The organism is Aquibaculum sediminis (genome assembly GCF_040712085.1).
GTDB lineage: Bacteria > Pseudomonadota > Alphaproteobacteria > Kiloniellales > DSM-21159 > Aquibaculum > Aquibaculum sediminis.
Genome location: NZ_JBFCVK010000003.1, coordinates 220,450 through 238,284, shown reverse-complemented (window position 1 = coordinate 238,284; position 17,835 = coordinate 220,450). Strand labels below are relative to the sequence as shown.

General features: G+C 66.4%; 18 protein-coding genes. 2 read left to right on the top strand and 16 right to left on the bottom strand.

What is annotated here, in order from left to right; genetic code table 11:
• Positions 1-7: 7 nt before the first annotated feature.
• Entirely contained in the window at positions 8-808 is an 801-nt protein-coding gene (locus tag ABZ720_RS06210) for an amino acid ABC transporter ATP-binding protein (protein ID WP_366554641.1), read from the top strand.
• A gap of 90 nt (positions 809-898) precedes the next feature.
• Here the strand turns inward: ABZ720_RS06210 and hslU are convergent, their stop codons facing one another.
• The 6 genes from hslU to ugpB form a co-directional block, all read right to left on the bottom strand.
• Entirely contained in the window at positions 899-2,251 is a 1,353-nt protein-coding gene (gene hslU / locus ABZ720_RS06205; RefSeq protein ID WP_366554640.1) for an ATP-dependent protease ATPase subunit HslU, read from the bottom strand.
• Positions 2,238-2,801, bottom strand: coding sequence for an ATP-dependent protease subunit HslV (hslV, locus tag ABZ720_RS06200; RefSeq protein ID WP_366554639.1), 564 nt, complete (start codon positions 2,799-2,801; stop codon positions 2,238-2,240). Before hslV ends, hslU begins: the two co-directional genes overlap by 14 nt.
• Positions 2,802-2,892: 91 nt before the next feature.
• On the bottom strand, positions 2,893-4,017 hold the full coding sequence (locus tag ABZ720_RS06195; RefSeq protein WP_366554638.1) for a sn-glycerol-3-phosphate import ATP-binding protein UgpC: 1,125 nt from the start codon (positions 4,015-4,017) through the stop codon (positions 2,893-2,895).
• 17 nt (positions 4,018-4,034) lie between these two features.
• Positions 4,035-4,883, bottom strand: coding sequence for a sn-glycerol-3-phosphate ABC transporter permease UgpE (ugpE, locus tag ABZ720_RS06190; protein WP_366554637.1), 849 nt, complete (start codon positions 4,881-4,883; stop codon positions 4,035-4,037).
• A gap of 12 nt (positions 4,884-4,895) precedes the next feature.
• Positions 4,896-5,777 carry a sn-glycerol-3-phosphate ABC transporter permease UgpA gene (gene ugpA, locus ABZ720_RS06185; RefSeq protein ID WP_275821058.1) on the bottom strand — a complete coding sequence of 294 codons (882 nt, stop codon included), beginning with the start codon at positions 5,775-5,777 and terminating at the stop codon, positions 4,896-4,898.
• Between the two features lie 104 nt (positions 5,778-5,881).
• Positions 5,882-7,204, bottom strand: a complete 1,323-nt coding sequence (gene ugpB / locus ABZ720_RS06180) for a sn-glycerol-3-phosphate ABC transporter substrate-binding protein UgpB (protein ID WP_366554636.1) — start codon at positions 7,202-7,204, stop codon at positions 5,882-5,884.
• Between the two features lie 402 nt (positions 7,205-7,606).
• Between ugpB and ABZ720_RS06175 the strand changes: the two genes are divergently transcribed.
• Positions 7,607-8,494 (top strand): methylated-DNA--[protein]-cysteine S-methyltransferase, encoded by an 888-nt coding sequence (locus tag ABZ720_RS06175; RefSeq protein WP_366554635.1) that lies wholly within the window; start codon positions 7,607-7,609, stop codon positions 8,492-8,494.
• Here ABZ720_RS06175 and ABZ720_RS06170 read toward each other — a convergent pair.
• From ABZ720_RS06170 to ABZ720_RS06125, 10 genes are all read right to left on the bottom strand, one after another.
• The gene (locus ABZ720_RS06170) at positions 8,480-9,013 is read right to left on the bottom strand and encodes a GNAT family N-acetyltransferase (RefSeq protein WP_366554634.1); all 534 of its coding nucleotides are present in this window, start codon (positions 9,011-9,013) and stop codon (positions 8,480-8,482) included. The genes ABZ720_RS06175 and ABZ720_RS06170 overlap by 15 nt on opposite strands.
• Positions 9,014-9,240: 227 nt before the next feature.
• Positions 9,241-10,470, bottom strand: coding sequence for a DUF418 domain-containing protein (locus ABZ720_RS06165; RefSeq protein ID WP_366554633.1), 1,230 nt, complete (start codon positions 10,468-10,470; stop codon positions 9,241-9,243).
• A 236-nt stretch (positions 10,471-10,706) separates the two neighbouring features.
• A complete protein-coding gene (locus ABZ720_RS06160) occupies positions 10,707-11,255 on the bottom strand; it encodes a NifU family protein (protein ID WP_366554632.1) in 549 nt (182 codons plus the stop codon).
• A gap of 128 nt (positions 11,256-11,383) precedes the next feature.
• Positions 11,384-11,926 carry a universal stress protein gene (locus tag ABZ720_RS06155; protein ID WP_366554631.1) on the bottom strand — a complete coding sequence of 181 codons (543 nt, stop codon included), beginning with the start codon at positions 11,924-11,926 and terminating at the stop codon, positions 11,384-11,386.
• A gap of 39 nt (positions 11,927-11,965) precedes the next feature.
• Positions 11,966-12,715 carry a TIGR02186 family protein gene (locus ABZ720_RS06150; RefSeq protein WP_275821043.1) on the bottom strand — a complete coding sequence of 250 codons (750 nt, stop codon included), beginning with the start codon at positions 12,713-12,715 and terminating at the stop codon, positions 11,966-11,968.
• Positions 12,712-13,623 (bottom strand): sulfite exporter TauE/SafE family protein, encoded by a 912-nt coding sequence (locus ABZ720_RS06145; RefSeq protein ID WP_366554630.1) that lies wholly within the window; start codon positions 13,621-13,623, stop codon positions 12,712-12,714. The genes ABZ720_RS06150 and ABZ720_RS06145 overlap by 4 nt, the downstream gene beginning before the upstream one ends.
• Positions 13,624-14,029: 406 nt before the next feature.
• The gene (trpS, locus tag ABZ720_RS06140) at positions 14,030-15,058 is read right to left on the bottom strand and encodes a tryptophan--tRNA ligase (RefSeq protein WP_366554629.1); all 1,029 of its coding nucleotides are present in this window, start codon (positions 15,056-15,058) and stop codon (positions 14,030-14,032) included.
• 123 nt (positions 15,059-15,181) lie between these two features.
• Positions 15,182-15,955, bottom strand: coding sequence for an ABC transporter ATP-binding protein (locus ABZ720_RS06135; RefSeq protein ID WP_366554628.1), 774 nt, complete (start codon positions 15,953-15,955; stop codon positions 15,182-15,184).
• Positions 15,952-16,968 (bottom strand): FecCD family ABC transporter permease, encoded by a 1,017-nt coding sequence (locus tag ABZ720_RS06130; RefSeq protein WP_366554627.1) that lies wholly within the window; start codon positions 16,966-16,968, stop codon positions 15,952-15,954. The genes ABZ720_RS06135 and ABZ720_RS06130 overlap by 4 nt, the downstream gene beginning before the upstream one ends.
• Positions 16,965-17,831: an ABC transporter substrate-binding protein gene (locus tag ABZ720_RS06125; RefSeq protein ID WP_366554626.1), complete on the bottom strand. Its 867-nt coding sequence runs from the start codon at positions 17,829-17,831 to the stop codon at positions 16,965-16,967. The genes ABZ720_RS06130 and ABZ720_RS06125 overlap by 4 nt, the downstream gene beginning before the upstream one ends.
• Positions 17,832-17,835 lie beyond the last annotated feature (4 nt).

Here is a 17,835-nt window from a genome sequence, read left to right as displayed (position 1 = left end):
CTTCGCGATGCCGACGGAACTCCAGACAGGAGCAACGGGAGCTTCGCGAGGCTCCGAAACTGCCGTGCGCATGGAAGGGGTCGACAAGCATTACGATAACTTTCATGCGCTCAAAAAGATCGACCTGGATGTCCGCAGTGGCGAGAGGATCGTCATCTGCGGGCCATCGGGCTCCGGAAAGTCGACACTGATTCGCTGTATCAACCGCCTGGAAGCGATTCAGGGCGGTCGCATCCTGGTGTATGGCCGTGACCTGACTTCGGGCAGTGCCGCTGTGGAGGCGATCCGCCGTGAAGTCGGGATGGTGTTCCAGCAGTTCAATCTCTTCCCGCACATGACGGTGCTGGAGAACTGCACCCTGGCCCCTCGCCGGGTACGAGGCGTGTCACGCGAAGAGGCCGAGGCGACGGCGCGCCGTTACCTGGAGCGGGTGCGTATCCCCGAGCAGGCCGACAAGTATCCGGCCCAGCTTTCCGGTGGCCAACAGCAGCGAGTGGCGATCGCCCGTGCGCTCTGCATGAACCCCAAGATCATGCTTTTCGACGAACCGACCTCGGCGCTCGACCCGGAGATGGTGCAGGAGGTCTTAGACACCATGATCGATCTTGCGGAAGGCGGCATGACGATGCTTTGCGTCACCCACGAGATGGGTTTCGCGCGCAAGGTGGCTGACCGCGTGGTCTTCATGGACGAAGGCGAGATCGTAGAAATCGCCCCGCCCAGCGAATTCTTCACCCGTCCGCAACACCAGCGGACCCGCAAGTTCCTCGGTCAGATCGGCATTCAGCAGCAAGACGTCAGCGTGTAGCGTTTCGCACCTGAGCGATGCCGAGAGCTGTCGCTGCTACGGACGGGCTGCATCGGCTTGCAGGACCCACTCACCGTGATCGAGCTGGCGCTACAGGATGAACTTCGAGAGATCGGCGTCCTTGGAGAGGATGCCGACGCGCTCGTGCACCATGTCGGGGGTGATCTCGACGCGCTCACCGCTGCGGTCGCTTGCGGTGAAGGAGATCTCTTCCAGCAGCTTTTCCAGCACCGTGTGCAGCCGGCGCGCGCCGATGTTCTCCACCGTGGAGTTGATCTCGGCGGCCAGGTCGGCCAGGGCCTCGATGGCTTCGTCGGTGAAGATAAGCTCGACCTCCTCGGTCTCCATCAAGGCCCGATACTGGCGGATCAGCGAATTCTCGGGCTCCGTCAGGATGCGCTTGAAGTCGTCGCGCGTCAGCGCCGCCAGCTCGACGCGGATCGGCAGGCGGCCTTGCAGCTCCGGCAGCAGGTCGGCGGGCTTGGCGAGATGGAAGGCGCCGGAAGCCACGAAGAGGATGAAGTCGGTCTTCACCTGGCCGTGCTTGGTGGCGACCGTGGTGCCTTCGATCAGCGGCAGCAGGTCACGCTGCACGCCCTCGCGGCTGACGTCGGCGCCGCCGCGCTGGTCGGAGCGGGCGGTGATCTTGTCGATCTCGTCCAGGAAGACGATGCCGTTCTGCTCCACGGCGGCGATGGCTTCGCTGACCACCTGCTCCTCGTCCAGCAGCTTGTCGCTCTCCTCGGCCATCAGCAGGTCGTAGCTGTCCTCCACCGTCACCTTGCGCTTGTGAGTGCGGTTGCCAAAGGCTTTGCCGAAGATGTCGTTCAGGTTGATCATGCCCATCTGCGCGCCGGGCATGCCGGGGACGTCCATGGTCGGCATCTGCATGCCGCCGCTTTCCTGGAGTTCCAGCTCGACCTCGCGGTCGCCCAGTTTGCCGTCGCGCAGCATGCGCCGGAACTTGTCCTTGGTCTCTTGGCTGGCGTTGGCGCCCACAAGGGCGTCCACCAGGCGCGATTCCGCGTTCAGCTCGGCCTTGGCCCGCACCGCCTTGCGCAGGCGCTCGCGCGTCATGTGGATCGAGATCTCCACGAGGTCGCGCACGATGGATTCCACGTCACGCCCCACATAGCCCACCTCGGTGAACTTGGTGGCCTCCACTTTCAGGAAGGGGGCCTGGGCCAGCTTGGCCAGCCGGCGGGCGATCTCTGTCTTGCCCACGCCGGTGGGGCCGATCATCAGGATGTTCTTGGGCAGCACCTCGTCGCGCAGGTCGTCGGGCAGCTGCTGCCGACGCCAGCGATTGCGCAGGGCAATGGCGACGGCGCGCTTGGCCTCGCGCTGGCCGACGATGTAGCGGTCGAGCTCGGAGACGATCTCGCGCGGGCTGAAGGCGTAGGCGCCGGTGACTTCCGGTGCGGGGGCTTCAGAGGCTTTCAACTGTGACGTTGTCATTCGTGTAAATACAAATCCCTGCTGCGATGCCCATGGCCTTGCGGGCGATGGCCTCGGAGTCGAGGCTGTCGATGTCCACCAGTGCGCGTGCGGCGGAAAGCGCGTAGGCGCCGCCGGAGCCGATGCCGATGAGCCCGTCCTCGGGCTCCAGCACGTCGCCGTTGCCGGTGAGCACCAGCGAATGGTCCTTGTCCGCCACGGCCATCATGGCCTCGAGGCGGCGCAGGTAGCGGTCGGTGCGCCAGTCCTTGGCCAGCTCGACGCAGGCGCGCAGAAGCTGTCCCGGATGGCTCTCCAGTTTGCCTTCAAGCCGCTCGAAGAGCGTGAAGGCATCGGCGGTGGCCCCGGCGAAACCGGCGATGACGTCATCGCCGCGGCCGAGCCGGCGGACCTTGCGGGCGTTGGACTTCATGACGGTGTGGCCGAAGCTCACCTGGCCGTCACCAGCGATCACCACTTTTCCCCCTTTGCGCACCGAGAGGATGGTGGTGCCGTGCCAGGACACGGATTGTGAGGAAGACTGTTCGTCGGACATGCAGGCTAGATGGCGAAGCCGAGGGGACGGGTCAAGCAGCGAGGCGACTTTTGCGGACGCTTGGCAGGGATTCGCGGCCGCGCGCGCGGTATCAAACGTCGGCCAGCCGCTTGCCGCTTTCGGGATCGAAGAGGTGCAGCAGGCCGTCCTGCGCCTTCACTGGCAGGCGGTCGCCCTCGGCAATCTTGGCGTGGCCGGGCAGGCGCACGGCGACGATGCCGGCCCCGCCTTCGCCCTCGACCTGCCGGGCGGCCGCGCCGGCGGCTTCCACCAGCCGGCCATGCACCAGCACGTCGGCACCCAGGGTCTCCACGACCCCGGCTTCCAGGTGGAAGTCCTGCTCGCCCTCGGCCACGGGCTGCAGGTGCTCGGGACGCACACCCAGGGTGATGGAGCGTCCGGCGTGGTTGCCAAGCTTCTGGCTGATGCTGCGCAGGCGCGGGCCCTGCGCCAGTGCGATGGCCTCTCCCTTGGCATCGACCTCGCCGGGCAGGAAGTTCATGGAGGGCGAGCCGATGAAGCCGGCGACGAAAACGGTGGCCGGCCGGTCGTAGATGTTGATCGGCGTGTCGATCTGCTCGGCCACGCCCTGGTTCATCACCACCAGCCGGTCGGCCAGGGTCATGGCCTCCACCTGATCGTGGGTCACGTAGAGCGAGGTGGTGGCGAGCGAGCGCTGCAGCTGCCTGATCTCAAGGCGCATTTGCACCCGCAGCTTGGCGTCGAGGTTGGACAGCGGCTCGTCGAAGAGGAAGACCGAGGGGTTACGCACGATGGCCCGGCCCATGGCCACCCGCTGGCGCTGGCCGCCGGAGAGCTGCCGCGGCCGGCGCTCAAGCAGGGCGCTCAGTTCCAAAAGCTTGGCGGCCTTTTCCACCCGCTCGCGGATCTCCTCCTTCGGCCGGCCGGCGATCTTGAGACCATAGGCCATGTTGTCGAAGACGCTCATGTGCGGGTAGAGCGCATAGTTCTGGAACACCATGGCGATGTCCCGGTCCTTGGGCTCCAGGCGGTTGACCACGCGCCCGGCGATCGAGATTTCGCCGCCGCTGATCGCCTCGAGCCCGGCCACCATGCGCAGCAGCGTGGACTTGCCGCAGCCGGAGGGGCCGACGATGACGATGAGTTCGCCGTCGTTGATGTCGATGGAAACACCATGGATGACCTGGGTGTCGCCGTAGCGCTTGATCACGTTCTTGATGGCAATGTCGGCCATGGGAGGAGGTGGCTCCGTTACTTCTCGGTCTCGACCAGGCCCTTCACGAAGAGCCGCTGCATGACGACCACCACGATCACCGGCGGCAGCAGCGCCAGCACCGTGGTTGCCATGGCGAGATGCCAGCGGGGATAGGAATCGGCGACGGTCACCATGCGCTGGATGCCCATGACGATGGTGTAGAAGGACTCGTCGGTGGTTACCAGCAGGGGCCAGAGGTACTGGTTCCAGCCGTAGATGAACATGATGACGAAGATGGCGGCGATGTTGGTGCGCGAGAGCGGCACCAGGATGTCCTTGAAGAAGCGGAAGGGCCCGGCGCCATCCATGCGCGCGGCCTCCGTGAGTTCATCCGGCACGGTGAGAAAGAACTGGCGGAAGAGGAAGGTGGCCGTGGCCGAGGCGATCAGCGGGATCGACAGTCCGGCGTAGCTGTTCAGCATGCCCAGATTGGCCACCACCTCGAAGGTCGGCAGGATGCGCACCTCCACCGGCAGCATCAGGGTGGCGAAGATGATCCAGAAACAGAACATGCGGAAGGGAAAGCGGAAGTAGACCACCGCAAAGGCCGAAAGCAGCGAGATCGCGATCTTGCCCACCGCGATGGACAGCGCCATCACCAGCGAGTTGAACAGCATGAGCCAGACCGGCCCGCCGCCGCTGCCCGCCATGCCCTCGGAGAGCAGCGTGCGGTAGTTCTCGAAAAAGAGATCGCCGGGCAGCAGCGGGATGACGCCCGACACCAGGCTGCGGCCGTCGTGGGTCGAGGCGACGAAGGCAATCCAGATCGGAAAGACCACCAGCGCCACGCCGCAGAGCAGCACCAGGTGCTGCAGGAAGGTCAGCCAGGGACGATTTTCAACCATCGGCGCGCCCCATCAGTACTGCACCCGCCGCTCGATGTAGCGGAACTGGATGGCGGTCAGGAGGATGACGATCAGCATCAGGATCACCGACTGGGCCGCCGAGGAGCCGAGGTTCAGCGCCACAAAGCCGTCGGTGAAGACCTTGTAGACCAGGATGGTGGTGGATTGGCCCGGCCCGCCCGAGGTGGTGGCATGGATGACGCCGAAGGTCTCGAAGAAGGAGTAGACCACGTTCACCACCATGAGGAAGAAGGTGGTGGGCGAGAGCAGCGGGAAGATGATCGAGGTGAAGCGCTTCCACGGCCCCGCGCCGTCGATGGCCGCCGCCTCGATCAGGGACTTGGGGATCGCCTGCAGGCCGGCCAGGAAGAAGAGGAAGTTGTAGCTGATCTGCTTCCAGACCGAGGCGATGATGACCAGGATCATGGCGTCGGTGCCGCTGGTCTGGTGGTTCCACGCGTAGCCCATGCCGCGCACCAGGTAGGCCAGGATGCCGATCGAGGGGTTGAAGAGAAAATACCAGAGCACGCCGGCCACGGCGGGCGCGACGGCGTAGGGGATGATCAGGAGGGTCTTGTAGCCGGTGGCGCCCTTGATGGTGCGGTCGGCCATGACCGCCAGCAGCAGCGCGATCGCCAGTCCGGCCAGGGTCACCGAGGCGCTGAAGACCATCGTGACCTTGAAGGAGCCGAGATAAGAGGAGTCGCTCAGCAGCCGCGCAAAGTTGTTGAGCCCGACGAAGGTCGTGCGCAGGCCGAAGGCGTCCTGGCGCAGCACCGACTGATAGAGCGCCTGGGCCGCGGGCCAGATGAAAAAGACGAGTGTGATCGCAAGCTGCGGCAGGAGCAGCAGCAGGGGGAAACCGAAACCCCCGAAGGTGACCTTCTTGTGCATCCAGGGCCCTCGAGTGCCAGGGACCGGTCGCCGGGAGACGGATCACCCGGAGACCGGTCGGCAGGCAAGCGGGGCGCCGCTTGGCGGCGCCCCGTTACGCTAGATCAGGAGTTGTCTTCCTCGAACTGACGCAGCAGCGCGTTGCCGCGCTCCGCCGCCGCTTCGAGGGCTTCGTCGGACGACTTGTTGCCGGACCAGACTTCCTCAAGCTCCTCGTTGATGACGTCACGGATCTGCACGAAGTTGCCCAGCCGCAGGCCGCGGGAGTTATCCGTCGGGTCGTTGAGGGTCATCTGCTTGATCGAGACGTCCGTGCCCGGGTTCTCGTCGTAGAAGCCCTGCTCCTGCGAGAGCTCATAGGCGGAATAGGTGATCGGCAGGTAGCCGGTGTCCTGGTGCCATGAGGCCTGCACCTCGGGAGAGGAGAGGTACTGGAAGAAGGCGGCAACGCCTTCATACTCTTCCGCATCGTGCCCTTCGAGCACCCACAGGGTGGCGCCGCCGATGATGGAGTTCTGCGGCGCGCCCTCCACATCGTCGTAGTAGGGCAGCATGCCCACACCGAATTCGAAATCGGCGCCGGCGCTGACGGCGGCGTAGGAGCCCGAGGAGTCCATGTAGACGCCGCACTCGCCGGAGAGGAACTTCGGCCGGGAGTCGGAGCGCCGACCGCCATACTCGAAGATGCGGTCTTCCTGCCAGGCTTCCATGTTGCCGATGTGGCGCTTGTGCAGGTCGCTGTTGAACTGGAACTCGGTTTCCAGACTCTCGAAGCCGTTGGCATGCGTGGAGAGCGGGACGTTGTGCAGGGCCGAGAAGTTCTCGATCTGCACCCAGGACTGCCAGCCGGTGGTGAAGCCGCACTCGGTGGCGCCGGCCTCGATCATGGCCTCGCTGGCCGCGACCAGGTCATCCCAGGTCTCGGGCGCTTGCTCCGGGTCCAGGCCGGCGGCCTCGAAGGCATCCTTGTTGTAGTAGAGCACCGGGGTGGAGCTGTTGAAGGGCATGGAGAGCATGTTGCCGTTCGGATCGGCGTAGTAGCCCGCCACGGCCGCCAGATAGACGCTGGGGTCCCAGTCGACGCCGTGCTCTTCCATGAGCTGATAGACCGGGTAGATGGCGCCCTCGGCTGCCATCATGGAGGCGGTGCCGACCTCGAAGACCTGCACGATGTGCGGCTGCTCGCGCGCGCGGAAGGCTGCGATGGCGGCGGTCATGGTCTCGGTGTAGTTGCCGCGATAGACCGCATTGACCTGATAGTCGTCCTGGCTGGCATTGAAGCCTTCGGCGATTTCGTTCACGCGGTCGCCCAGCTCGCCACCCATGGCGTGCCACCAGTTCACCTCGACCTGGGCCTGAGCGGCCTGGGTCATGCCGAGCAGCGCGACGACTGCGGCTCCGGCCAGCGCCTTTGACTTGAATGTCATTTCTGTCTCCCTCATTTTCATGGCCCTCCGCACCTGACGGAGCGCCGACGAATGTTCTCACGCGGAACCCCGGCAGCCTGTTCTGAGCCGCGCCCAACTGTTGCGCAGGCGCGACGCTTCGGCTCGACCGGGGCGTCCTTGCTCCCCATTAGTCGTCATGGACGACCCTGATGTGAACCTATTGTTGCTCTTCGATGACAAAGGACAAGCCTTTTCGTATGCGAACAGAGGCCTTGGCGGCATTTCCGCTCTCGGCTTTCGTTTCCGCACATTATCGTTCGTAGCCGCTCAATCTTCGTGGCGCAAGCGGCGGCTGCGCCCCAGTGCCGCAAGCTTCGGATAGCGACCGCATCGAGGGGTCGCTAGTCTGCCGATCAGCCTGAGGAACGAGGAAGGCGGACGATGATGACGGTCCACGAAACGACGCAGCAGGGCAGGGTAGAGCGCGACGCACTGGAAACGGTTGAGCAGGCCTGCCGGTTGCTCGACAGCCAGATGGAACCGCTGTCCCTGGAGCGGCTTGCGGCGCAACTGGGCTGCAGCCCCTGGCAACTGCACCGCCGCTTCCGCAAGCATCTTGGCGTCAGTCCGCGGGACTGGGCCGCGGCGCGGCGCGAAGCACGCTTTCGCGGTGAGCTGCGCAGTGGGCAGGGCGTGGCCGATGCGCTCTACGGCGCCGGCTACGGCTCATCCAGCCGCGTCTACGAACAGGCCGGCGAGCGTCTGGGCATGACTCCCGCCAGCTATGCCCGTGGCGGCAAGGGGGCGCGCATCGTTTGGGGCAGCGCGAACTCGCCGCTCGGGCGCCTGCTGGTGGCGGCCACCGACAAGGGCATCTGTTTCGTGGCACTGGGAGACAAGGACGAGGAACTGGAAGCGCAGCTGCGTTCAGAGTTCCCGGCGGCCGATGCCCTTATGCGCGACCCTGCCGCCGTGGATGTGGCACTGGACCTGTTGGTGGAGCACCTGAAGGGCCATGAGCCCCATCTCGACCTGCCACTGGACATCCGGGCCACGGCCTTTCAGCGACGGGTATGGAATGAGTTGGCCGCCATTCCCTGCGGCGAGACCCGCAGCTACGCCGAACTTGCCGCCCGCCTCGGGCTGCCGAAGGCGGCCCGGGCCGTGGGCGGTGCCTGCGGCGCCAATCCCGTGGCGCTGATCCTGCCCTGTCATCGGGTCCTGCGTGGCGACGGGGCTCTGGGCGGCTATCGCTGGGGTGTTGCGCGCAAGAAGGCGCTGCTGCGCCAGGAGGCCTCGGGCCAGGGCGCTTCTTCAGGCCGTGCGTGAACCGCTTTGCACCGGCATGACGTGCGTCTCCGCGCGCCGGATCAGGCCGCGCAGGCCTTCCAGGCTGCCCGGCGACAGTTCCAGCACCTGGAAGCGTCGGGGATCCACCGGTCCGGGCAGCACCAGGCCGTAGGGCGATGCGGCCGCGAAGCCGTAGGGCCGATAGTATTCCGGCTCACCCACCACGATGCAGAGGCGGTGACCCAGCCGGCGGGCTTCGTTCAGGGCATGGCGAACCAGGGCGCGCCCGGCGCCACGGCCCTGATAGGCCGGCTCCACCGCCAGAGGGCCCAACAGGATGGCGGGCGTCTCCTCGATCAGGATCGGCCAGAAACGCAGCGAGGCGAGCAGGGAACCGTCGGGGTGCACGGCGGCAAAAGACATGCCGGGCAGGGGCGCGATGCCTTCGCGCAGGCGATAGACGGTGCGGCTCTTGCGATCCGGCCCGAAGGCCCGGTCCAGCAGCGGTTCGATCAGGGGAGCGTCGGCGGGCCGCTCAGGAAGAATCTCGAAGTCCATGGGGGAGGTTCCGTCGTCAGGATGTCCGGGCGGGCTGGCGCCCGGGGAGCAGGAGCGGCGACGGACCATTGCGGTACGCGCAGCTAAGCCTCGGCAGCAAGCCGGCTTCGTCGTCGCGGCGCGTAGGTCATGGCCAAGCCCTCTGAACCTCATCCTTACAAAATTGCCTATAGCACGGCTTTGGCGCGAAAGCCAATTCCCTCGAAAGGTGCCTGACCCGACCCGGTCTAGGCAAAGAGCGGGCGGGCAGAGGCCTTGCGCCAGGCCCATTCGAAGGGGCCGACCTTGAAGTGCTTCAGGTACCAGATGGAGAGCAGGATCTGTGTGATCCAGATGCCCAGGACCACCAGGAGCAGCATCGGCCGATCCAGTTTCCCATAGAGGCCGAGCCCGAAGCCATAGAAGAGCGAAGCGCAGATCAGGGTCTGCAGCAGGTAGTTGCTGAGTGCCAGACGACCCACGGCGGTGAGCCACAGAGAGATGCGGCCGAGCAGGTTGAACTGAAACAGCAGGGCCAGCAGCGCGATCCAGCCGATCGCCACCAGGGCGCTGGCCCAGTAGTTTGCGATGTCCCCCAGGTAGAGGGAATAGCGCAGATCCCAGCCGAACACCTCGTTCAGCAGCACGCCCAGTGCCACCACGGGCAGGCCAATGGCCAGCGCGCGCAGGCCGATGCGGCGGTACTGCTGCGGTTCCCACTGTCCCCTGAGGAAACCGATGCGCAGGAGCGCCATGCCGATGAGCATCAGCGCCAGCACGCGCCAGAAGCGTTCGGTGATCAGCATCCAGCCCTGGATGGTCAGGCCGTCCAAGGCCCGCGCGCCCATGGTGCTGAGCCAGGGGCCGGTGTAGAGCGCGACCTCGTCGCGGATGACCTCGCGACTGGGCAACCAGTGGGCGTTCGCGATCTCCTGCAGGCGCTCCGGCGGCAGGAGCTGCAGGCCGACGGTCATCAGTATGGCGATGACCGTGGGCACGAGCAGCAGCACAAGAGCGATCTTCAGCAGTTGCCAGGGGGCCCGGTCGCGGAAGTAGACCGCCGCCATGGCGCAGATGGCGTAGCTGGTCAGGATGTCGCCGCGCCAGAGCAGCAGGCCGTGCGCCAGGCCGATGCCGAGCAGCCAGAGCATGCGCCGGCGGAAAACCCGTTCGAACTCCTGGGCCTCCAGCTTCGAGCGCTCAGCCATCAGTACGATGCCGGCGCCGAACAGCAGGGTCAGGATGGTGATGAACTTCTCGTCCACCAGCAGATGGGTGATCAGCCAGACTGAATAGTCGGCGACCGGCGGTTCGCCCAGGGCCTTGGGATTGAGGAAGGCGCTGGAGAGCAGGCCGAAGGACTGCACGTTGATCAGCAGGATGCCGAGAATGGCGAAGCCGCGCAGGCTGTCGAGAAGCCCGACGCGCCCGTCGCCACTCGGCGCCGCCGCCCTATTTGGCGTCTTCTCTTGCTGCATCGAACCTGCTTTGCCCCAACGTTTCCGGGAATCGCCCACGCAGACCGGCGGCCCGGCACGCTCCTGCAAAGATACCGGCCGCCTCCATGGAGGTCCCGCCTCTAAAATGTGACAGCTTTGTGCCGCCCCTGGTTCCCGGCCGCGACAAATAAATCCCGCGACAAATAGAAACGGCCCGGCGCAGGGCACCGGGCCGGCTTTTGGAGGCGGTAAATCGCCCCCACGGCGGTTGCCGATCAGACCGCGCGCACCTCGGTCACTTCCGGGATGTAGTGCCGCAGCATGTTCTCGATGCCCATCTTCAGCGTCGCCGTGGAGGAGGGGCAGCCTGAGCAGGCGCCCTGCATGCGCAGGAAGACCACGCCGCGCTCGAAGCCGTGGAAGAGGATGTCACCACCGTCCTGGGCCACGGCCGGACGCACGCGGGTGTCCAGCAGTTCCTTGATCTGGGAGACCACCTCGTTGTCGTCCTCACCCTCGGCGTGGCCGTCGGCGCCGGCTTCGAGGATCAGCGGCTGCCCGGAGACGAAGTGCTCCATGATCACGCCGAGAACGCTCGGCTTCAGCAGATACCACTCCCGTTCCTCGTCCTTGCTGACCGAGATGAAGTCATGGCCGAAGAACACGCCGCTCACGCCCTCGACCTGGAAAAGGCGGTTGGCCAGCGGCGAGCGTTCGGCCTCGTCGGCATCTGCAAAGCTCGCCGTGCCCTCGGGCATGACCGTGCGGCCGGGCAGGAACTTGAGAGTCGCCGGGTTCGGCGTCTGCTCGGTCTGAATGAACATGGGGTGCTCCGCTAATCCTGGCAATCAACAGCAGTCTCACGAATGCTGTTTGAAAGATGGTCGAGATGGCACAGCAGTTCAAGCGCGCCGGGCGCTTCCCGGCCGGCGCCAGCGCAAGGCAGCCATGTTCAGGAGATGGCGTCGATGTCCTCGCTGGACAAGTTGCCGGGCACGATGGTCACCGGGATGCGCAGCCTGCCCACCATCTTGCCAGTCAGGGCCGAGACCAGGGGGCCCGGGCCGCCCGGGTCGGTGTTGGCGCCCAGGATGAGGATCGAGATCGAGGGCTCTTCCGAGATCAGCCGCATCAGTTCGTCGCTCTGCTTGCCTTCGCGCAGGTAGAGGATCGGCATGTTGCCGACCTGCTCCATCACCCGCTTGGCAACCCGCTGCATCAGGCGTTCGGCCTGCTCGCGCGCCTCCTTGGCCATGAGGTCGCCCACGCCCAACCAGGTCTGGAACTCGGTGCGCTCGATGACGTGCAGCAGGGCGACGCGCCCCGCGGCATGACGCGCCCGGCGGCAGGCATAGCGCAGGGCCACCGGCATCTCGAGGCTGTCGTCGACCACCACGAGCATCACCCGCTCGGTGGGTTTTGCCTCGCCGGTCTTGGTCCCCCCGTCGGCTCGTTCGTCGTCCGCTGGTTTGTCGTTCGCTCGTTCGTCAGCCATGACTGCGTTCGCTGTTAAGTCGCTGTCCCACTGCCGGCCTCAGGAGCGCCGGAACAGCAGGTGGGCCAGCCATCCTGCCACCAAGGCGGCCAGCACGGCAATCGCGCCGTAAGCGGCAGGCTGCTCGTGGGCATAGGCGTAAAGATCGGCTTCTACCCCCAGTTTGCTGATGGACAGGGGCGTGGTCTGGGCCGCGACGACCTGCCCGTCCTGCAGCACGTAGGTCTCGGCACGATAAAGGCCCGGCGGCACGTTGGAGGGCAGATGTACCGAGGTGCGGAACAGCCTTTGGCCCAGCAGGGCCACGCTGGCGGTCTCGCGCACATAGAGGCCCTGGCGCTGCTTGTTGCGAATCAGGGCCTCGCGCCACTCCGTGGCGGCCCGGCCGCCGGCGCGTGCGGAGGGCAGGGCGATGCCGAGATTCTCCACCCCGAACTGATTGGCGCGCAACACCGGCTCCGAGGCGATCTCGGACAGCGGCCGGTTCGAGGCCACGAAGTAGAAACTGGGCACCCGCTCGAAGGTCATGCGCGCGGTGTTCATCCAGATGCCCGCGACGTTGGATTTGCGCATCACCGGCTGGGTGCGCTCGGGCCCGCGCACCACCACCACCAGGTCGCCCGGCTCGTCGATGGCGCCGAAGAGCAGCACGTCGACGCCGGCGAAACCGCTGGTGATGGCGACCAGGTGATTGGAGAGGTCGGCGATCAGGCCGGCCGAACGCGCGGGCAGGCCGGTCCCGCCCAGCACCAGCAGGCAGAGCAGCAGGGCGCGCAGCGACCGGCTCACGACGGAATCCCCAGGCTGTAGCGGTCATCCGGCGGCACGACCAACTCCAGGCTGAGCCGCACGGCCACGCCCAGGATCAGGATGCCCAGCAGCAGCCGCAGCGTGTCCCCGGGCAGGCGCGCGCCGAAGCGGCCACCAAACTGGGCACCCACGACGCCGCCGATGGTCAGCAGCAGCGCCAGCACGATGTCCACGGTCTGGTTCTGGATGGCCTGCAGGAAGGTGACGTTGACCGAGACGAAGATGATCTGGAACAGCGAAGTGCCCACCACGATGGCGGTCGGCATGCCCAGCAGGTAGATCATCAGCGGCACCAGGACGAAGGCGCCGCCCACGCCCATGATGGCGCTGAGGATGCCCACGGCAAACCCGATGACGAAGGGCAGCAGGGCGGAAATGTAGAGCCGGGAGCGTCGGAAACGCGTCTTGAGCGGCAGGCCGTGCAGCCAATTGTGGGTGTGCAGCTTACCCGGCTTGATCTTGCGGCGGCGGCGCAGCAGTGCCCGGGTGCCCTCGAGCAGCATCAGCACGCCCACCGTGCCCAGCAACACGACATAGGACAGATTGATGACCAGGTCGATCTGGCCGAGCGCCTGCAGCAGGGAGAAGATCGCCACGCCGATTGTCGACCCGGCGAAACCGCCGCCCAGCAGAATCAGACCCATCTTGAAATCGACGTTGCCCAGGCTCCATTGCGAGAAGCTGCCGGAGACCGACGAGGCGATGACGTTGTTGGCCTGGGTGGCGACGGCGATGGGGGGCGGAATGCCGATGAAGATCAAGAGCGGCGTCATGAGAAAGCCGCCGCCGACCCCGAAGACCCCCGACAGAAACCCGATCGCACCGCCAAGACCGAGCAGCAGGAAAACGTTCACGGACATTTCGGCGATCGGCAGGTAAATCTGCATGGGGCTCAGGCGCGCTCCCTTCGGCAGCGGTGAACCAGGCAAGACTCCGGGACATCGACCTTTTCGGTCGTGACCCGCTCCTGCCTGCCTGCGCCCATGTGCGAAAACCCCTTCGCCGACGCGGCCGTTCCACCCCTGGATTGGCCCCTGGATCGACCGTGACCGGGAATCCTAGACCGGATCGACTTCAATTTGAACCACAAGGTTTCAAATTAAATGCGTGAATCCAGTCTAGTTTCAAACAGCTAGAGCCGATTCACGCATTATATCGCGTTATATACGGATCGCTTGGCGATTCCGATAACACGCGATCTGCTCGGGCCGCTCCTGCCGCGGCTGCCAACCCATGCTGGCCGGCGAGCCGACTAAAACTGCGTGACGGTCTGTCGTTCCAGGCGGCCCCGCTTCAGGGGCGCAGGAAGCCGACGACGTCTTGCACTTCGCGCAGGATGGGCTCGGCAATCGCCGCGGCGCGTTCGGCGCCGTCGTGCAGGATGCCGTCCACATGGTCTGGATCGGCCTGCAGGCGCTTCATCTCGGCCCCGATGGGCCCAAGCTTCTCCACGGCGAGTTCGGTCAGCGCCTTCTTGAAGCTGGAGAACTGGGCGCCCTCGAACTCCTGCAGGACCTCGCTCCAGCTCTGGTCGGACAGGGCGGCATAGATGCCGAGCAGGTTCCAGGCCTCGGGCCGGGCCTTGCGGGTTTCCTCCGGCAGGCGCCCCGCCTCGTCCAGCGCGGCCGGGCCGGGCAGGAGCTCCGGATCTGTGGTGGCGCGGCGGATCTTCTGGGCGATGGCGTCCGCCTCGTCGGTCATGTTGATGCGGCTCATGTCCGAGGGGTCGGACTTGCTCATCTTCTTGCTGCCGTCGCGCAGCGACATGACCCGGGTCGCTGCGCCCAGGATCAGCGGCTCGGTGATCGGGAAGAAGTCGACACCGTAGTCGTTGTTGAACTTCTGGGCCGTGTCACGCGTCAGCTCCAGGTGCTGCTTCTGGTCCTCGCCCACCGGCACGTGCGTGGCCTTGTAGGCCAGGATGTCGGCGGCCATCAGGCTGGGATAGACGAAGAGGCCCGCGCTGGCGTTCTCGCGGTGCTTGCCGGCTTTCTCCTTGAACTGGGTCATGCGGCTGAGCCACCCCATGCGCACGACGCAGTTGAAGATCCAGGCAAGTTCCGCATGTGCGGGGACTTGCGACTGGTTGAAGATGATCGAGTGCTTGGGATCGATGCCGGCGGCCAGGTAGGCGGCCGTGACTTCACGCGTGTGGGCGCGCAGGGCGGCCGGCTCCTGCCAGACCGTGATGGCGTGCAGATCCACCACGCAGTATATGCACTCATAGTCGTGCTGCAGGGCGACGAAGTTGCGGATGGCGCCGAGATAGTTGCCCAGGTGCAGGTTGCCGGTGGGCTGCACGCCGGAAAAGATGCGCTTCATGTCGCTGGGTCCAGGCACTGAAAAGCAAACGCGGGCTGCGGGAACGGAACGGAAGGGGTTATCGCCCTTGCCGGGCAGAGGGTCAAGCAGCGGGCCGAAGGCCGGTCATGGCCGTTCCCCGCCCTACAGCCGCTCCCAGGGCAGCAGGAAGGGCTCGCCCTTCTCCATGCCGCGCAGCACGCGCACGCCATAGGCGCTGGCCAGTTCCCGGTCGCCCAGCACCGTCTCGGGCTGTCCCTGGGCGAGCAGGCGGCCGCGGTGCAGCAGGGCCAGCCGGTCGCAGAAGCGCGCAGCCAGGGAGAGATCGTGCAGCACCACGACGACAGCCTTGCCTGCACGGGCCTCGGCGCGCAGCAGGTCCATGACCCGCAGCTGATGATGCGGGTCGAGGGCGGCCACCGGCTCGTCGGCCAGCAGGGCCTCGGCCTCCACCGCCAGCGCCCGGGCCAGCAGCACCTGCATGCGCTCCCCGCCCGAGAGCGTGGCGAGGGTGCGCGCGCGCAGGTGTTCGACGCCGCTGCGCTGCAACGCCCGCTCCACCGCCGCCTGGTCCTCGGCCGAGGTGCGGCCGAGCGGCCCCTGGTGCGGCAGGCGGCCCAGCGCCACCAGACGTTCGACGCGCAGCGGCCAGTGCGCCTCGCCGCCCTGCGCCAGATAGGCCAGCCGCCGCGCCAGGGCGGGACGCTCCCGGCGGGCAATGGCCTTCCCGTCGTAGAGAACCCGTCCGGACCCAGGCGGTCGCAGGGCGCCCAGCACCCGCAGCAGCGTGGTCTTGCCGGCGCCGTTTGGGCCGATCAGGCCCGTCAGTTCGCCGGGCCGCACTTCCAGGTCGACGCCGTCGAGCAGCGGCTTGCCGCCGATCTCGACGCTGACGGCTTCGGCGGTGATGCGCATCATTCGGCCATCTCCCGCCGCAGGCGGTGGAGCAGCAGCAGGAAGATGGGCGCCCCGACCAGGGCGGTGACCACCCCCAGCTTCAGTTCCGGACCGGTTGGCAGCAGCCGCACCAAAAGGTCTGCGGCCAGCAGCAGGGCGGCCCCACCCAGCGCCGAGGCCGGCAGCAGTCGCGCCGGTTGCTGCCCCACCAGGGGACGCAGCAGGTGCGGCACCACCAGGCCGACGAAGCCGATGGCGCCGGAGACCGCCACGGCCGCACCCACTGCCAAGGCAGTGCCCACGATCAGCTTGAGGCGGAGATAGCCCAGGTCGATGCCCAGGCTGGCCGCGGTGTCCTCGCCCAGGGTAAGCGCGTCGAGCCCCCGACCGGAGGCAAGAAGCAGCAGCCAGCCCAGCAGCATGATCGGCGCCACCAGCTGCACATGCTCCATACTGCGGTCGGCCAGGGACCCCATGATCCAGAAGATGATCTCCAGTGCGGCGTAGGGGTTGGGCGCGAAGTTCAGCACCAGGGAGGTGAGCGCTGCAGAGAAGGCATTGATCGCCACGCCGGCGAGAATGATCGAGAGCGTGCTGGCTTCCCGCCCGGCGAGCAGATGCAGCAGCAGCACCGACAGGAATGCGCCGCCGATGCCGCCCAGGGGCAGGGCCAGCGGGAAGGTGAGGGAGAGCCCGCTGTAGAAGGCCAGAACCGCTCCGAAGGCAGCGCAGCTCGACACGCCGATCACGCCCGGTTCCGCCAGGGGATTGCGCAGGAAGCCCTGCATGGCGGCACCGGCCAGGCCCAGGCTGGCCCCGACCAGCAGGCCGAGCAGGGCGCGGGGCAGGCGCAGTTCCAGCAGGAGCAGCGTTTCCAGGCTGCTCTCGCCCCTGAACAGAGCGGCCAGCGTGCCGCTCAGCGGCAGGGGCATCGTTCCCACCCCTAGGGAGATGAAAAAGAGCACGATGACGAGCAGCCCCAGCCCGGGCAGCAGCCAGGCCGGCATGGGCGCATTCTCGCGACTTTCGGTCATTCGCCGCTGCCCGTCGTCAGGCGCTTGGCGGCACTGCGCAGCTTGGTGAGGGCTTCCATCAGCCCCGGTCCGCCGCAGCTCCAGAGTGCAGGATGCACCACGACGCGCTGCATGTCGGGAAAGGCGTCCTCCAGGGCGGGGTGGGAGAGCACTTCATGGGCCAGGGAGGGCATGGGCTCCTCGATGCTGTTGAGCACGAGCAGATCCGGGCGATGCCAGAGCAGCGTTTCGATCGACAGCACGCCGTTGTGATTCTGCAGGCCTTCCGAGGCAAGGTTCCTGAAGCCCGCAAGCCGCAGGATTTCATCCACCAGGGTGCCCGGTCCGACCAGAAAGCCGTTGGGGCGATAGACCGCAGCCAGCGGTCTCGGTCCCTCCAGCGGAGGACCGAGGCTTGCCTGGGCCTGGCGCATGGACTCGATCATGGCCTGCCCGCGATCCGGCCAGCCCAGCGCGGCGGACACCTCGGCGACCTGGGCTTCCACCTCCTCCAGGGTGCTGGGCACGGCCACGTCGAGGATCGGCACCTCAAGGCGCCGGAGCAGCTCGACCGTGCTGCGGGTGGTGTAGGGTTCCGCCAGCACCAGATCCGGTTTGAGCGGCAGGATCTCCTCGGCCCGGCCGCGGTTGAGGGGCAGGTCGCCCACCTGGTCGGATACCGAGGACACCCGCGAGTCTGCGGCCAGGAAGGTGATCGAGGCGATGTCCTCGCGGTCGGCAAGCCGCAGCAGCAACTCGTCGGCGCAGAGGTTGAGCGAAACGATGCGGCTGGGGTTCTCGGCCCAGCCGACCGAAGGGCTCAGGGCGAGCAGGAGTGCTGCGAGCCAGGACGGCCACCGGCAGACTTTCCGGATGAAGCGCATGACT

Excerpts from the sequence above, each read along its gene's own strand:
- ABZ720_RS06210 (WP_366554641.1), top strand. The coding sequence starts at position 8 with ATGCCGACGGAACTCCAGACAGGAGCAACGGGAGCTTCGCGAGGCTCC.
- hslV (WP_366554639.1), bottom strand. The coding sequence starts at position 2,801 with ATGTCCGACGAACAGTCTTCCTCACAATCCGTGTCCTGGCACGGCACC.
- ABZ720_RS06195 (WP_366554638.1), bottom strand. The coding sequence starts at position 4,017 with ATGGCCGACATTGCCATCAAGAACGTGATCAAGCGCTACGGCGACACC.
- ugpE (WP_366554637.1), bottom strand. The coding sequence starts at position 4,883 with ATGGTTGAAAATCGTCCCTGGCTGACCTTCCTGCAGCACCTGGTGCTG.
- ugpA (WP_275821058.1), bottom strand. The coding sequence starts at position 5,777 with ATGCACAAGAAGGTCACCTTCGGGGGTTTCGGTTTCCCCCTGCTGCTG.
- ugpB (WP_366554636.1), bottom strand. The coding sequence starts at position 7,204 with ATGACATTCAAGTCAAAGGCGCTGGCCGGAGCCGCAGTCGTCGCGCTG.
- ABZ720_RS06175 (WP_366554635.1), top strand. The coding sequence starts at position 7,607 with ATGATGACGGTCCACGAAACGACGCAGCAGGGCAGGGTAGAGCGCGAC.
- ABZ720_RS06170 (WP_366554634.1), bottom strand. The coding sequence starts at position 9,013 with ATGGACTTCGAGATTCTTCCTGAGCGGCCCGCCGACGCTCCCCTGATC.
- ABZ720_RS06165 (WP_366554633.1), bottom strand. The coding sequence starts at position 10,470 with ATGCAGCAAGAGAAGACGCCAAATAGGGCGGCGGCGCCGAGTGGCGAC.
- ABZ720_RS06160 (WP_366554632.1), bottom strand. The coding sequence starts at position 11,255 with ATGTTCATTCAGACCGAGCAGACGCCGAACCCGGCGACTCTCAAGTTC.
- ABZ720_RS06155 (WP_366554631.1), bottom strand. The coding sequence starts at position 11,926 with ATGGCTGACGAACGAGCGAACGACAAACCAGCGGACGACGAACGAGCC.
- ABZ720_RS06145 (WP_366554630.1), bottom strand. The coding sequence starts at position 13,623 with ATGCAGATTTACCTGCCGATCGCCGAAATGTCCGTGAACGTTTTCCTG.
- trpS (WP_366554629.1), bottom strand. The coding sequence starts at position 15,058 with ATGAAGCGCATCTTTTCCGGCGTGCAGCCCACCGGCAACCTGCACCTG.
- ABZ720_RS06135 (WP_366554628.1), bottom strand. The coding sequence starts at position 15,955 with ATGATGCGCATCACCGCCGAAGCCGTCAGCGTCGAGATCGGCGGCAAG.
- ABZ720_RS06130 (WP_366554627.1), bottom strand. The coding sequence starts at position 16,968 with ATGACCGAAAGTCGCGAGAATGCGCCCATGCCGGCCTGGCTGCTGCCC.
- ABZ720_RS06125 (WP_366554626.1), bottom strand. The coding sequence starts at position 17,831 with ATGCGCTTCATCCGGAAAGTCTGCCGGTGGCCGTCCTGGCTCGCAGCA.